We start from the raw sequence: 13679 nt of genomic DNA, 5'->3' as shown, positions 1-13679 counted from the left end.
GCGCCTGGATTAGCGCTTTGATATGGGGCCATCGCGTTGTTCAAGTTGCGGTTGTGTTATCCTGAACCGGCTTTTCAACAGTTGCCGAGGCCGGTCGCATCGCTGGCCCGTATCATGAAGAGGCCCGATGACCGATATTTCCTTCGCACCAGGCATTGATGCCGCCCTGCAGGCCCGCGTGCTGGCAGCCCCGCATTTCCGCCGGTGGCATGAGGCCATGCGCACCCGCTTCACGTTGCGCCATGTGCTGGTGCGCGACGCGGTGACCTTTGGCCCGAAGCGCATGGGTTTCATACTGGTGGAGGCCGATGCCCTGCATGAAGGCAAGGCGGTGCCGGGCCTCGCCCTGCTGCGGGGTGATTCCGTGTCGGTCATGGTCGTGCTGCAATGCCCCGGCTACCCTGACCGCACCATCCTCACGCGCGAGGCCCGCGTGCCGGTCGCCCAACCCGACCTGCTGGCCCTGCCCGCGGGCATGCTCGATGGCGGCGCGTTTGTGAGCACAGCACTACGCGAACTGTCGGAGGAGGTGGGAACCGACCTGCATGTACGCGCCGAAAATCTGGTGGAACTGACACGTGTCTGGCTCTCGCCGGGCGGATGTGACGAGGCGATTGGCCTGTACTATACCGAACTGCGCATAGACGAGACCCTGGCCCGGCGCCTTACGGACCGGCAGACCGGGCTTGCCTGCGAGCACGAACATATCCGCCTGCGCGTGATCGACATGGCGGACCTGCCCCATATCGGCATGACAGACGCCAAGACGTTGCTTTCATGGCACATGTACCAGGCACGAAAATGAACGTACGTTTTTTTGTTGACACAACAATGTGAGGGTTGTCATAACGGCTGGAAGCAGACCTGCCTTGTGCAACTGCTTCTTGGACGTTTCCTCCCTAAACTCAGCGGTGCATATGCACCGCTTTTTTTTGTCCTGCTTTTATATAAATTTCCTATAACTCTATGTCGTGTAGTATAATGCGGCATAGACCAAATGACATGACAGGAACAAAGCAGAATGAGCGGTATCTTCAATGATGTTATGGGCAAGCTGAGCGATCTGGCTGGTGCGGCAGGCCTGTCGGAGCAGGTGCATTCCTACCTGGCCGAGCTTCTTACCCCCGCTACCATCACCAACCTGCTGAACCAGGCGGAACAGGCCGGGCTGGGTGACAAGGTGCGCTCATGGATTGGCAATGGCCACAACCTGCCCATTTCGACCGATGAACTGCGCACGCTGCTGAGCAACCAGCAGGTTCAGGCCATGGTGGACAAGACCGGCCTGCCCGCCGCGACCATCCTGCCCGTTCTGGCCCATCTGCTGCCCGAGGCCGTCAATACCCAGACCCCGGCTGATGCCGGTGGCGCGCCTAAAACCGCGTGAGCGCAGAACGGGGTCGGTCATATTATATGACCGGCCCCTCCCCCATGGCTTCGGCACGAGCCATGAATTACCTGGAAACGGGTGATGAATTTCCCTTCAACGGAAAGCATCACACATCATTTTAATTTTGGGGAGGCTACCGGCGACGGCGAGTGGCGCGCTGTCCAGACATTCCACTCTAGATGAGTCAAAATGGCTCCACGGAAATTCCACAAATCTAGGTCGTTTTCCGTAAGCACGGATAAACGATAACGGACTCTTCCTGACAGGAAATTATCACACATTACTTTAATTTTTGGGAGTTTTCTGCGGGACGCCGTGGTGGGCGCAACAGGGATTGAACCTGTGACCCCTACCATGTCAAGATAGTGCTCTACCGCTGAGCTATGCGCCCTCGGCGTCCGCTGAAATGGCTTTTACTGGCCCTTTCAGGCGGATGCAACCCCTCTTTTCAAAAAAAACGCATTGACCCTCACGCTGCCACCTGTCCCTATGGCGGCCATGCGCTGCGCTGCCTTCCCATTCCCGCTACCGGTTCGTATGCGGCTGTTCCCTATGGGAAAACCCGCATGATGGAACGCGCCGTGCCGCCCTTTCACGTCATTGAGCCACAAGGCATCTATCGGCCGGTTATCGTGGCGTCTCCCCATTCGGGGCGCAACTACATGCCCGAATTCCTGAGCCTGTCCCGGCTGGGCGCCCTTGCGCTGCGGCGCAGCGAGGACTGTTATGTGGAGCAGCTGTTTGAAGGCGCACCAAGGCAGGGAGCCACCCTGCTGCATGCCACCTTTCCGCGCGCCTATTGCGATGTGAACCGTGAGGCATGGGAACTCGACCCCACCATGTTCCGCGAGCCCCTGCCCGGCTGGTGCAACACCACCAGCCGCAAGGTCAGGGCCGGGTTTGGCACCATTGCCCGCATCGTCTCGCGTGATGGGCCGATCTATGCCCGCCCGCTCCCCTTCGCGGAGGCGGAAAAACGGGTCCGCACCTGCTGGCAGCCCTATCATGATGCCCTCGCCCATCTGGTGCAGGACAGCGTGGCGCGACATGGCTTCTGCCTTTTGCTCGATGCCCATTCCATGCCCGTGGTGAAGGGGCGCGGGGAGCAGCCTGATTTTGTTCTGGGCAATGCCTGGGGCACGGCCTGCACCCAGCAGATGACGGCGCTGGTGGAGCATGTACTGACAGGCCACGGCTACAGTGTCGCGCGTAACGTGCCTTTTGCAGGGGGGTATGTGACCCGCCATTACGGGCGGCCACGGCGCGGCGTGCAGGCCCTGCAACTGGAAATGAGCCGGGCGCTGTATATGGATCAGGACAGCCTGCAACCCCATGAAGGCTTCGCGCGCCTGCAATCCGTGCTGGTGGAAGTGGTGGCCATGCTGGCGCACTATGGCGACATGCTGGCGCAGATGGCAGCCGAGTAAGGCACGAAGCCGCTCTCGCCACCTGTATGCCCGCTTTATCGCCCCGATCCGGGCAGGATCCGCAGCACCCGCATGAACCGGACCACGACAGGGCCCGTCGCATGTCGCAATGCAGGCGACACAAGGTGCCGGGTGTATTGATGCCCTGAACCTGCCCCCTGTGCAATATTTTTTCCCCTTACTGCCCCCTTTCCGCCTCGTTCTGGAATAAATTATAAGGTATACGGTCTTATTTTATTGTGGACAGACTCATTCCGGCATGCCCGCTTATTGTAATGGGCACTGTTTTATTTTATTCGACCCGACCGCAACCGGGAAAGGGATGCATCGTTGATCCCTTCACAGCGGGCGTTCCCGGGATCGCTTCCTCCGTCACACCCCTTGAGGGAACGGGGGAAAAACAAGGGTCCCCTGTAGCCGCTGCCAGCGAAAGGTGAAGATCATGAATTCTCATATCTCCCTGCATAACCGTATCGCCCTGGCTCCTGCCGATAGCCGCGGGGGTGGCGGTGCCGCGCATAATCCCGGCAATTTCGCCAATGATCGCGCAAAAGCGGCCGAGGCCGGGCATAAGGGGGGCCAGAACAGTTCTGGCAACTTTGCCCGTGACCCCGAACGTGCTGCCGAGGCGGGCCGCAAGGGTGGCCAGCACAGCCACGGCGGCACGGGCCATGAAGCGGGAAAAACCACTCAGGCCAGCCACAAGGGCACAGAACACCATTCCGGCAATTTTGCCGATGACCCCGAGCGGGCGGCACAGGCCGGGCGCAAGGGCGGCCAGCACAGCCACACCAAAACCTGAACGCACCGGCCCAGGGCAGCAGGAGGCCACGGCGGTGCCGTGCCTCCTCCCCCCTTTGTAACAGAACCCGCGCCACAGCGACACAAGAAGGCAGGCATGCCCCTGCGCGGCGCGGCACGAACAGAACCGGCAAGGAGAAGTTACATGTCTGCTACGGCAAGCAACACAATGACCAACAAGCATGACCTCATTTCGTCTGACCAGGTTGAAGGCACGGCCGTGTATTCACCGGCGGGCGAAAAACTGGGCACGGTCAAGTATTTCATGGTCGACAAGATTTCAGGCGATGTCGCCTATGTTGTCATGAGCTTTGGCGGCTTCATGGGCATGGGGAACAGCTATCATCCCCTACCCTGGAAAGCCCTGCATTACGACCCCGCCCAGGGCGGCTACATCGTGTCCCTCACGCGCGAGCAGCTTGAAGGCGCACCGGCCTATGCGCAGGACATGTCGCCTGACTGGAGCAATAGCACCTATGGCCAGCAGGTTGATACCTATTATGGCGGGTTGCCCCACGTCTAAAACAGGCTACAGGCCGTAAACTGGAACCGCAGGTGATGGCCTTGGGCCACCCTGCGGTTTTTTTTGAATGAAGTTTTTTGGTGAAGCTTGAAGGATCACCGCTTTAAAAAAGACCTCACCAAAAAACCGTTATCATTTCTCTCCTGCACGCCAGGCCCGCTCCCGCGCCAGAAGGGCCTGCTTGCGCTCAACACCCCAGCGATAACCCGACAGGCTACCATCGTGGCGGATAACGCGGTGGCAGGGCACCACCACGGCCAGCCGGTTGGCAGCACAGGCCCCGGCGACTGCCCGCACGGCACCTGGCCTGCCAATGCTGGCCGCAAGTTCGCCATAGGTCACGGTCTGGCCGCACGGTATGCCGCGCAAGGCCCGCCATACCTGAAGCTGGAAGGGTGTTCCCTGCAGCGCAAGCGGCAGGTCGGGCATGGCCCACGGGGCCTCGATGCAGGCGGTCACGACCTCAAGGGAATGTGCCAGCGCCGCATCATCCGCACCCCCCACCTGTGCTGCGGGAAAAGACGCCAGAACAGCCTTTTGCAGCGCGCGCTCATCCGTATCGAGCATGATGGCCGCAAGCCCCTCCGGGCCGAGTGCCACCATGACCATGCCGAGGCCTGAAGGCCCGATGATGAAACGGATCTCGGCGTCCTGTCTGGATGCTGTCATGAGCCGGCAACCCTCATTGCGTGTGGCGTGTATTGCAGCAAAGAGCGGGCCATCATGCAAAAGTTTTGTTTCAGGCTCAAAAAAAAGAGGCCGCCTTTTTGGAAAAAGGCGGCACTCAAAAATTTTTATCTTTTGATAATAATATTTTAGCGCAGGATTCCGGTATGCCCGACCGAGTAACGACCCGGCTGCGGCCAGACGGTCAGGCCGTGAGGTTCCAGCCCCACGGGAATCTTGCGCATGGCGCCCGTGGTGGTGTCGATGGCGTAGACGACATCATCAAACCGGCCGGAAAGCCATAGCGTCCTGCCGTCATTGCTGACATTGCCCATATCCGGGCTGCCACCGCCGGGAATGGGCCAGTTGGCCACCACCCTATCGGTCGCGAAATCGATCACGCTCACGCCACCCGCCTTGCTGTGCGGCGGTCCGTGGATCTTGTGCGAGCCACGGTTGGCGACATACATCTTCGTGCCATCACGGCTGGGGTACAGGCCATGGGTGCCAATGCCGGTGGGGATGAAGCCCGTCTCGCGGAAGCTGTCGCCATCAATGACAAACACGCCATCGGCATGCATGTCGGCCACGTAGAATTTATGCCCGTCGGGCGCGGTCAGGATATCCTGCGGCATGCCGCCACCAGAGAGCTTGAGGTAGCCCATGACCGTGCGGTTGACGGTATCGACCTTGGCCAGGTAGCCGCCAAACTCACAGGTAAAGATGGCGTAACGCCCGTCGATGGAAAAATCGGCGTGATTGACACCCTTGCACTGCGGCACCGAGACCGAGCCCTGCAGTTCCATGGTGTGCGGATCACGGAAATCGAGCCTCTGCCGCGCCTCGGCCACCGTGATGGCGGATTTGCCATCGGGCGTGAAATACATGTTGTACGGATCATCCACCGCCACTTCAGGCAGCGGCAGGGTGGTGCGCGGGTCGATGGGCGTGAGCGTGCCGTTGGTCGTACCCTCGGCATTGTTGGTCACCCACAGGGTGCGCAGGTCCCATGCGGGCACGACGTGCTGCGGGCTCTTGCCCACCTTGAAGCGCGAGATGACCGTATAGGTCTGCGGGTCGATCACGTACACATTGTTCGAGCGCAGGTTGGGCACGTAAATGCGTGGCGGATCCTTGGCCACCTTGGGGTTGAGGTTGTTGGCCCGGGTCTCGGTATAGATGTTGTGGGGGTCGAGCACGGGCGGCATGCCGGGAATGGTGTCAACAGCCTGCGCCATCGCCACCCCGCCTTGCAGCAGCAGCATGCCCAGCCCCAGAACCGGTAGTTTTTTCTTGTGTGTCATAGTGTGATCCTGTTCGTCGCGGCCCCTATAGCACGCCGTGGCAGCGGCGCAATCAGGGCGAATTCCGTCCTGTTAGGTCGTGTTGCATGGCCGCCACCGTCGCGTTGACCTGCATGTCCGCCCCCACCTGCCCAAGGGCCGCATCGGCACGCCGCGGGTCGCCACCATACACGCCCTGGGCTGCGCCAGGCAAGGGGGCGGCCCGCAGCGCCTGCGTGCGCACGAGGGCCGGGTCGAGGGCCAGCATCAGTGAAGTGTCCGACAGGTCGGCGTGCATGCCCACCTCCGCCGCATGGCCATGCTGGCGCAGCCAGGTGGCGTAGGCGCCCGGCACCACGTCGTAATAGGCGGGCACGTACAGAACATGCGCCCCCGTGCCCTGCCAGCGGTGGTTGAGCGTATCGGCTACGGCGCGCAGATCCTTCTGGTAGCCGCCATGGTCGCCAATCAGCACCACGCGCGTAAAGCCCTGCACGCGAAAGCTCTCGGCCGCATCACTGAGCAAGGCGCGGAACGTGGCGGGGGTTATGCTTATGGTGCCGGGAAAGCGCATGTGCGATGTGCGTGGCGCCGTGCCACCTTCGGGCACGTAGGCCACCACCGGGGCCACGAGGGCATGCCCCGCTGCCCGCGCAATGCGGCGGGCGAGCAGCAGGGCGCGCACGTCATGCTTGCCCACCGCAATGTAAGGCCCGCTCTGTTCCGTGCCGCCAACCGGCACGATGATGGTTGTATCCCCCCCCTGCACCGCATTGCGGATTTCGGTCCAGGTCAGGTCCGTAAAATCGACCGTGTCGGGGCTGGCTGCGGCCGGGCCGCACCACAGGGCGGCAAGCAGGCTGCATGCGGCAACAAAGGCCGGACGGTTACGCATGGATGGCAAGGCTCTCCTGCAACAAGCGATTCATGCGCTCCTGTGCCCTGTAGCGGCACGATTGGCAACAGTCATACGACACATGCATGAAACCCTGCTCACCCATACCCGTTGGAAAAGCCACATCTCCCGCTCTCCAGCACGGACACACACCCCCTCATGACAAAAACACCCAAAGCCCTCAAGGCCGTGGCGACCCATACTGGCGCCGGTGGCGAAACCCACCAGACCGCTGGCGGCGATACGCCGGTCATGACCACCCAGCAAGGGCTGGCGGTGTCAGATGACCAGAATACCCTGCGTGCGGGCGCGCGTGGTCCGGCCCTGATGGAGGATTTCCATTTCCGGGAAAAGATCTTCCATTTCGACCATGAGCGCATCCCCGAGCGCGTGGTCCATGCCCGTGGCTATGGCGCACATGGCTATTTTGAACTGACCGACAGCCTGGCCGATGTGTGCAAGGCCGATATTTTCAACAAGGTGGGCGAGCGCACGCCTGCCTTCGTGCGGTTTTCCACCGTGGCGGGCAACAAGGGCTCGGCCGATGTGGTGCGCGACGTGCGCGGCTTTGCCGTCAAGCTCTATACCAGCCAGGGCAACTGGGATCTGGTGGGCAACAATATCCCGGTCTTCTTCATTCAGGATGCCATCAAGTTCCCCGATTTCGTGCATGCCGCCAAGCAGGAGCCGGACCGCGACTTTCCGCAGGCGCAGACCGCACACGACAATTTCTGGGATTTCGTCTCGCTCTCGCCCGAGGCCACGCACATGGTCTGCTGGGCCATGTCGGATCGCGCCATTCCCCGCTCCTTCCGCTTCATGGAGGGGTTCGGGGTGCATACCTTCCGCCTGATCGATGCCGAGGGGCAGTCCACCTACGTCAAATTCCACTGGAAGCCAAAGCTGGGCCTGCAATCGGTGGTGTGGAACGAGGCGCTCAAGATCAACGGCGCCGACCCCGATTTCCACCGCCGCGACCTATGGCAGGCCATCAAGACAGGCAACTTCCCCGAATGGGAACTGGGCGTGCAGCTGTTTGATGATGCCTTTGCCGACAGCTTCGACTTTGACATCCTCGACCCCACCAAGCTCATCCCCGAGGAGCTGGTGCCCGTGCGCCGCGTGGGCCGCCTGGTGCTTGACCGCATGCCCGACAATTTCTTTGCCGAGACCGAGCAGGTGGCGTTCTGCACCCAGAACATCATCCCCGGCATCGATTTTACCAACGACCCGCTGCTGCAGGGGCGCAATTTCTCCTACCTCGACACCCAGACCAAGCGCCTCGGCGGCCCCAACTTCACGCATATCCCCATAAACGCGCCCAAATGCCCGTTCGCCAACTTCCAGCAGGATGGGCACATGGCCATGCACAACCCGAAGGGGCGGGCCAATTACGAGCCCAATTCCTGGTCGCAGCCCACCGCCGGCCCGCGCGAGACACCTGCGGGCTATACCTCCTACCCCGAGCCCGAATCCGGCCCCAAGCTGCGCCAGCGTTCGGAAACCTTCGCCGACCATTACAGCCAGGCCCGGCAGTTCTATATCAGCCAGACGCCGGTGGAACAGACCCACATGCGCGATGCCTTCGTGTTCGAGCTGAGCAAGGTCGAGACCCCCGCCATCCGCGCGCGCATGGTCAGCCACCTGCTGCATGTCGATCAGGCGCTGGCTGAAGGGGTGGCCAGCGGGCTTGGCCTCTCGCCCCTACCCGAGCCTGCCCGCGCCGCCCGCCCGGTGGTGGAGGGACTGGCCCCCTCGCCCGCGCTGAGCATCCTCAAGAACGGGCCGGACAGCTTTGCAGGCCGCAAGCTGGGCATCGTGGTGAGCAATGGCGTGAATGCCGACCTGCTCTCGGCCCTGATTGCCGCGACCGAGGCCGTGGATGGCACGGTTGAACTGATCGCCCCCACCGTGGCGGGCATTACCGACAGCGCAGGCAACGAGATCGTGGCCCAGCAGAAGATCAATGGCGGCCCGTCCGTGCTGTATGATGCCGTGGCCCTGCTGCCCACGGTGGAAGGGGCGAACCTGCTGCGCCATGAAGCCACCATGCGCGACTTCATTGCCGATGCCTTCGCCCACGCCAAGTTCATCGCGCATAATGATGCCGCCGAGATCCTGCTGGCCGCAGCCGGCCTGCACCCTCGCGCACGCGACCGCGGCGTGATCGCGCTGGAAAGCGCGGATGATGCCACGACCTTCATCCAGACCTGCAGGGCGCTGCGCCTGTGGTCGCGTGAGGGTCAGGTCCACGCGGTCTGAACACGCTGCACTGCCCCGCCACCTGCCATGGGGGCGGGGCAGTCCGGACTCGCCCCGATCAGGCGCGTAACAAATGTCTCGCCAGTAAAAACAAAGGCAAAACCCCAGGAAACGGGCCAGGCGGGATGCCCCTTGTGGAACCGGAAGGCTGCCAACCTGGTTGCTGGGCCCGGAATGTTTTCGACTTGCCCCTGCACGTTGTGAACCACCTTGTAGAATTCCCGCCTGGCACTCCTGGCCCGCAAGGTTTCCGGTGCTTCATGGCCTGAAAGCCGCTATATCCGTTCACGGTGCATGATACCCACCAAGGCAGCCGGGCGGCGCCGTCCGGCTGGATGAGACAGGAGGAACGCTCCATGACCGACCCGATCCCCACGACTGGCCGCCCCGACATTTCCATCCTGTACTGCACGCGCTGCAACTGGCTGCTGCGAGCGGCATGGATGGCGCAGGAACTGCTTTCCACCTTTGGGGAGGAGCTGGGCAGCGTCAGCCTCATCCCGGCAAGTGGCGGCCGGTTCGAGGTCACGGTCAACAGCCAGCTTGTATGGGAACGCAAGCGTGATGGCGGCTTTCCCGGCCCCAAGGAACTTAAGCAGCGCGTGCGCGACGTGATCGCGCCGGGGCGCGACATGGGCCATATTGATCGCGATGGAGGCACGCCCGGTTAGGGAAAGCCTCACCCGCAATCCTCATCAGCCATCAAGGCGCGCATCCTGAATCGGGCCGCATTGTAACGCGCCATGGCACACCCCATTATAACAGCATGAACGCTTCTGCTTCCTTGGCCGCCCGCGCGCGGCCTGCCGATATCCGTGCTGAAGTGGCACGGCTGCGGAAATTGGCGACCCTGCTTGACGCCGCCTTCCGTATTCCCGGCACGAAGGCGCGCTGGGGGCTTGATACGGTCATCGGTCTGCTGCCCGTGGGCGGTACGGCGATCATGCTTGTCCCTTCCCTCTACATCGTCTGGAAAAGCTGGAAGCTTGGCGCAAGCCAGACAGTGCTGGCGCGCATGCTGGCCAATGTGCTGATCGAGGCGGCGGCTGACATCGTGCCCGTGCTGGGCGATATCTTTGATACCGCCTTCAAGGCCGACCTGCGCAACGTGGCGCTGCTGGAGACGCATCTGGGCCTGTCCACGCCCTAGACGTGCGCGGCAGGAGCGCTACACTATGCGCCCCACGCCCCTGACTGAAATTAAAGAAATCCGCCTTTCATGCCTCTCTCCTTCCTTCATGCCGCGCAGGCAGGCCTGCCCATAGCCCGTGCCTGTCGTGTCGCATGTCATGACCGTCCACCCGCAGGCAATGGCGTGGCATGAACAAAAAAGCTCCCCGCATGGCCAACGCCACCAATGCCATGCTTGCCGATGCGCTCGGCCTGCTGCGCCAGGGCCAGTTTGCCCAGGCCCGTGCCGTGCTGGAAGGCTGCACGCCTTCCCCCAATGTCGAGCTTCTGCTCGCGCATGCCCATGCAGGGTGCAACAGGGTGCAGGAAGCGGCCCGCCTGCTGTGCCGGCAGGCCGTGGCCAATCCTGGTGCCCGCCACCCCGCACGCGACATGCTCGACCTGCTGCTGCCCCATGAGCGCGTGGATGAAGCCGAAGCCGTGCTCCGCGCCGTGCGCCAGCGCGCGGGGCAGGATATCCGCACGCATGACATGCTGGGCGAGCTGCTGCTGCAACGCGGCCGCACGGCGGAGGCGCATGCCGTGCTGACTGACGGGCTGAGCCTGTCACCCGCGCAGCTCACCACCGGCAACCTCATGGCCGTGTGCCTGATGGAACAGGGCGAATACGCTGCCGGGCGCGACCTGCTGCTTTACATTCTGGAACACCACCCCCGCAGCGCCATGACGCATGCCAATCTCGCGCACCTGCTGGCGGGCTGGAACCGCACCGATGAGTCGCTCACAATCCATGCCCGCGCCCTCGCGCTGCGCCCCGATGATGCCAGCCTGCGCCTGAACCATGCCCTGACCCTGCTCAAGAACGGGCAGATGGCCCGGGGCTGGGCCGAATATGAATGGCGGCGCAAGCTCCCCGGCCGCGCGCGCCTGCCCGCTACCAGCACCCTGCCCGTGCTGGCGCCCGATGCCGACCTGCGAGGCAAAACCATCCTCATCACGCGCGAGGGTGGATTGGGCGACATGCTGATGATGCTGCGCTTCGTGCCAGTGCTGGCCGCCCTGGGCGCACGCGTGATCGTGCAGGCCCCTGATACGCTGCACGGCCTGATCCGCCGCATGGATGGCGTGCGCCGCGTGTTCAATGACCGCCAGCCCGTGCCGTTTTATGACTGGCACTGCCCTTTCCTCAGCCTGCCCCATGTGCTGCACCGCATGCCGGGCCATGCAGGCGTTGCGGTGCCCTACCTGCATGCCGATGCGGGCCGCGTGCGGGCCTGGGCGCCTTTCCTGCCGCCGCGCCCCACCTTGCGGGTGGGGCTGGTATGGGGCGGGGCCAGCAGGCCGGACGTGCCCGCAGCCCACGCCATGGACCGCAGGCGCTCCATCCCGCTACGCAGCCTGGCCCCGCTGGCAGGCGTGCCCGGCATCTCGCTGGTCAGCCTGCAGATGGGCACCTACGCCACGCAGATGATGGACATGCCCGCCGGCATGCACCTGCACGCCCCCATGGAAAGCGTGCGGGACATGGATGATACGGCAGCCCTCATCGCGGGCCTTGATGTGGTGGTGTCGGTTGATACCTCGGTCGCCCATCTTGCTGGCGCGCTGGGCTGCCCGGTGCTGCTGCTCGACCGGTTTGACAATTGCTGGCGCTGGCTCTCGGGCCGCACCGACAGCCCGTGGTACCCCACCCTGCGCATCATCCGCCAGATCCGCACCGGGCAGTGGGATGATGTGGTCCGCCGCCTGTGCAGCATGCTGGCCAAGCGCGACCTGCCGCCATCACGCCTGCAGCCCGCCTCCTGAAAAGCGCCTAGCCCTGATAGACACGCCCCGGCGGCAGCAGCTTGCCGGGGTTGAGGATGTTGAGCGGGTCCATGGTGTGCTTGAGCGCGCGCATGACCGCAAGCGTGCCCGCGCCGTGCTCGGTCTCGAGAAATTCGAGCTTGCCCATGCCCACGCCATGTTCACCGCTGCATGAGCCACCCAGCGCCAGCGCCCGGTGCACGATCTTGCGGTCAAGCTCCAGCGCACGGGCATGGCCCGCGGGCGTATCATCGGTGATGATGAGGGAGTGAAAATTGCCATCGCCCACATGCCCCAAAAGCGGCACGCGCAGGCCGGATGCGGCGATATCTTCGCGCACGCCCGCAATCAGTTCGCCCAGCTTCGAGATCGGCACGATGCAGTCGGTTGAAATGACGCGGGCCGTGGGCTCGATGGCCTTGGCGGCCCAGAAGGCATCGTGGCGGGCCTTCCACAACCGGGTGCGGTCCTCCGCCGTGTCAGCCCAGGCGAAGGCCAGCCCGTTATTGGAGAGCGCAATGGCCTCGGTCGCCGCCACCTGCTCCTGCACGCTTGCGGGCGCGCCCCCGAACTCGAAGAACAGCGTGGTGAGGTCCTGATAGCCATCCAGCTTCGAGTACCGGATCGAGGCCGCCATCTGCACGTCATCAAGCAGTTCAACCCGGCTGATGGGAATGCCGCACTGGATGATCTCGATTGCGGTCCGCACCGCGTCATTGAGGTCGGCAAACTGGCATACGGCGGCGGAAAGCGTTTCGGGGCGGCCATGCAGGCGCAACTGCACCTCGGTAATGATGCCCAGCGTGCCTTCCGAGCCGATGAACAGCGATGTCAGGTCATAGCCGGTGGATGACTTGCGCACCCGCCCGCCCGTGCGGATCACCTCGCCCGTGGCCAGCACCACGGTCAGGCCCAGCACGTTCTCCTTCATGGTGCCATAGCGCACCGCAGCCGTGCCCGAGGCGCGCGTGGCGCACATGCCGCCCAGCGTGGCCTCGCCACCCGGATCAACCGGAAAGAACAGCCCCGTATCGCGGATCTGGGCATTGAGCGCTTGCCGCGTCAGCCCGGCCTGCACGCGGCAGTCCAGGTCCTCGGGGTTCATCTCGACAATGGCGGTCATCTCTGACAGGTCGAGGCTGATGGCGTGTTCGGCAGGTGTCACATGCCCCTCGACCGACGTGCCGGCCCCGAAAGCCACCAGCGGCACCGCATTGGCATGGCAGGCGCGCAGCACGGTGGCCACATCCTCTGTCTTGCGGGCAAAGACCACGGCGCCGGGCAGGCAGGCGGCCTCCATGGCCTCGCCATGGCTATGGGCCTCAAGCACCGAGGGCGACGTGCTGACCTGTGCCGCGAGGCCGCCTTCGCGGATGGTGGTCAGGGCGGCCTGAAGGCGGGCTGCGGGCAAGGCGGGCGTGTCGGTCATGCAAGGTGTCCAGGCAGAAAATCAAACAGGTCGCCTTAGTGTAACAGCATATCCCGGCACACGGCC

At 63.3% G+C, this 13679-nt stretch carries 13 protein-coding genes and 1 tRNA gene; 9 read left to right on the top strand and 5 right to left on the bottom strand.

Features of this window, described 5'->3' with window-relative positions; genetic code table 11:
- Nucleotides 1-127: 127 nt before the first annotated feature.
- Together OQZ28_RS05490 and OQZ28_RS05485 are read left to right on the top strand one after the other, a co-directional pair.
- Nucleotides 128-805: an NUDIX domain-containing protein gene (locus tag OQZ28_RS05490; RefSeq protein WP_458135412.1), complete on the top strand. Its 678-nt coding sequence runs from the start codon at nucleotides 128-130 to the stop codon at nucleotides 803-805.
- A gap of 216 nt (nucleotides 806-1021) precedes the next feature.
- Nucleotides 1022-1387 carry a YidB family protein gene (locus tag OQZ28_RS05485; RefSeq protein WP_130732220.1) on the top strand — a complete coding sequence of 122 codons (366 nt, stop codon included), beginning with the start codon at nucleotides 1022-1024 and terminating at the stop codon, nucleotides 1385-1387.
- 319 nt (nucleotides 1388-1706) lie between these two features.
- Here the strand turns inward: OQZ28_RS05485 and OQZ28_RS05480 are convergent.
- Nucleotides 1707-1781: transfer RNA gene (locus OQZ28_RS05480), tRNA-Val, on the bottom strand.
- Nucleotides 1782-1956: 175 nt separating this feature from the next.
- On the opposite strand from OQZ28_RS05480, the gene OQZ28_RS05475 reads away from it, so the two are divergent.
- The 3 genes from OQZ28_RS05475 to OQZ28_RS05465 all read left to right on the top strand — a co-directional run bounded on the left by OQZ28_RS05475 (nucleotide 1957) and on the right by OQZ28_RS05465 (nucleotide 4141).
- Nucleotides 1957-2817 carry an N-formylglutamate amidohydrolase gene (locus OQZ28_RS05475; RefSeq protein WP_458135411.1) on the top strand — a complete coding sequence of 287 codons (861 nt, stop codon included), beginning with the start codon at nucleotides 1957-1959 and terminating at the stop codon, nucleotides 2815-2817.
- 442 nt (nucleotides 2818-3259) lie between these two features.
- Complete coding sequence (locus OQZ28_RS05470; protein ID WP_130732222.1) at nucleotides 3260-3619, top strand: con-10 family general stress protein; 360 nt, start codon at nucleotides 3260-3262, stop codon at nucleotides 3617-3619.
- A 144-nt stretch (nucleotides 3620-3763) separates the two neighbouring features.
- Entirely contained in the window at nucleotides 3764-4141 is a 378-nt protein-coding gene (locus OQZ28_RS05465; protein ID WP_130732224.1) for a PRC-barrel domain-containing protein, read from the top strand.
- 132 nt (nucleotides 4142-4273) lie between these two features.
- On the opposite strand, the gene OQZ28_RS05460 is transcribed toward OQZ28_RS05465, so the two are convergent.
- The 3 genes from OQZ28_RS05460 to OQZ28_RS05450 form a co-directional block, all read right to left on the bottom strand.
- Complete coding sequence (locus OQZ28_RS05460) at nucleotides 4274-4810, bottom strand: methylated-DNA--[protein]-cysteine S-methyltransferase (RefSeq protein ID WP_458135410.1); 537 nt, start codon at nucleotides 4808-4810, stop codon at nucleotides 4274-4276.
- 146 nt (nucleotides 4811-4956) lie between these two features.
- The gene (locus OQZ28_RS05455) at nucleotides 4957-6111 is read right to left on the bottom strand and encodes a YVTN family beta-propeller repeat protein (protein WP_458135409.1); all 1155 of its coding nucleotides are present in this window, start codon (nucleotides 6109-6111) and stop codon (nucleotides 4957-4959) included.
- A gap of 52 nt (nucleotides 6112-6163) precedes the next feature.
- A complete protein-coding gene (locus tag OQZ28_RS05450; protein ID WP_458135408.1) occupies nucleotides 6164-6985 on the bottom strand; it encodes a creatininase family protein in 822 nt (273 codons plus the stop codon).
- A 159-nt stretch (nucleotides 6986-7144) separates the two neighbouring features.
- On the opposite strand from OQZ28_RS05450, the gene OQZ28_RS05445 reads away from it, so the two are divergent.
- The 4 genes from OQZ28_RS05445 (at nucleotide 7145) to OQZ28_RS05430 (ending at nucleotide 12184) form a co-directional block, all read left to right on the top strand.
- Entirely contained in the window at nucleotides 7145-9247 is a 2103-nt protein-coding gene (locus OQZ28_RS05445) for a catalase (protein WP_458135407.1), read from the top strand.
- Between the two features lie 356 nt (nucleotides 9248-9603).
- Nucleotides 9604-9918: an Rdx family protein gene (locus OQZ28_RS05440; RefSeq protein WP_130732234.1), complete on the top strand. Its 315-nt coding sequence runs from the start codon at nucleotides 9604-9606 to the stop codon at nucleotides 9916-9918.
- A 95-nt stretch (nucleotides 9919-10013) separates the two neighbouring features.
- Nucleotides 10014-10397 (top strand): DUF4112 domain-containing protein, encoded by a 384-nt coding sequence (locus OQZ28_RS05435; RefSeq protein WP_458135406.1) that lies wholly within the window; start codon nucleotides 10014-10016, stop codon nucleotides 10395-10397.
- 170 nt (nucleotides 10398-10567) lie between these two features.
- Nucleotides 10568-12184 (top strand): glycosyltransferase family 9 protein, encoded by a 1617-nt coding sequence (locus OQZ28_RS05430; RefSeq protein ID WP_458135405.1) that lies wholly within the window; start codon nucleotides 10568-10570, stop codon nucleotides 12182-12184.
- Between the two features lie 7 nt (nucleotides 12185-12191).
- Here OQZ28_RS05430 and OQZ28_RS05425 read toward each other — a convergent pair whose 3' ends face one another.
- Complete coding sequence (locus OQZ28_RS05425) at nucleotides 12192-13613, bottom strand: FAD-binding oxidoreductase (RefSeq protein ID WP_458135404.1); 1422 nt, start codon at nucleotides 13611-13613, stop codon at nucleotides 12192-12194.
- Between the last annotated feature and the right edge of the window lie 66 nt (nucleotides 13614-13679).

The sequence above is a fragment of the Komagataeibacter sp. NFXK3 genome (genome assembly GCF_054182245.1).
Note: the sequence above shows the minus strand (reverse complement) of the source record. Positions and strands in the feature narration are given on the sequence as shown.

Excerpts from the sequence above, each read along its gene's own strand:
- OQZ28_RS05475 (WP_458135411.1), top strand. The coding sequence starts at position 1,957 with ATGATGGAACGCGCCGTGCCGCCCTTTCACGTCATTGAGCCACAAGGC.
- OQZ28_RS05425 (WP_458135404.1), bottom strand. The coding sequence starts at position 13,613 with ATGACCGACACGCCCGCCTTGCCCGCAGCCCGCCTTCAGGCCGCCCTG.
- OQZ28_RS05440 (WP_130732234.1), top strand. The coding sequence starts at position 9,604 with ATGACCGACCCGATCCCCACGACTGGCCGCCCCGACATTTCCATCCTG.
- OQZ28_RS05465 (WP_130732224.1), top strand. The coding sequence starts at position 3,764 with ATGTCTGCTACGGCAAGCAACACAATGACCAACAAGCATGACCTCATT.
- OQZ28_RS05450 (WP_458135408.1), bottom strand. The coding sequence starts at position 6,985 with ATGCGTAACCGTCCGGCCTTTGTTGCCGCATGCAGCCTGCTTGCCGCC.
- OQZ28_RS05455 (WP_458135409.1), bottom strand. The coding sequence starts at position 6,111 with ATGACACACAAGAAAAAACTACCGGTTCTGGGGCTGGGCATGCTGCTG.
- OQZ28_RS05460 (WP_458135410.1), bottom strand. The coding sequence starts at position 4,810 with ATGACAGCATCCAGACAGGACGCCGAGATCCGTTTCATCATCGGGCCT.
- OQZ28_RS05490 (WP_458135412.1), top strand. The coding sequence starts at position 128 with ATGACCGATATTTCCTTCGCACCAGGCATTGATGCCGCCCTGCAGGCC.
- OQZ28_RS05470 (WP_130732222.1), top strand. The coding sequence starts at position 3,260 with ATGAATTCTCATATCTCCCTGCATAACCGTATCGCCCTGGCTCCTGCC.
- OQZ28_RS05435 (WP_458135406.1), top strand. The coding sequence starts at position 10,014 with ATGAACGCTTCTGCTTCCTTGGCCGCCCGCGCGCGGCCTGCCGATATC.
- OQZ28_RS05445 (WP_458135407.1), top strand. The coding sequence starts at position 7,145 with ATGACAAAAACACCCAAAGCCCTCAAGGCCGTGGCGACCCATACTGGC.
- OQZ28_RS05485 (WP_130732220.1), top strand. The coding sequence starts at position 1,022 with ATGAGCGGTATCTTCAATGATGTTATGGGCAAGCTGAGCGATCTGGCT.
- OQZ28_RS05430 (WP_458135405.1), top strand. The coding sequence starts at position 10,568 with ATGAACAAAAAAGCTCCCCGCATGGCCAACGCCACCAATGCCATGCTT.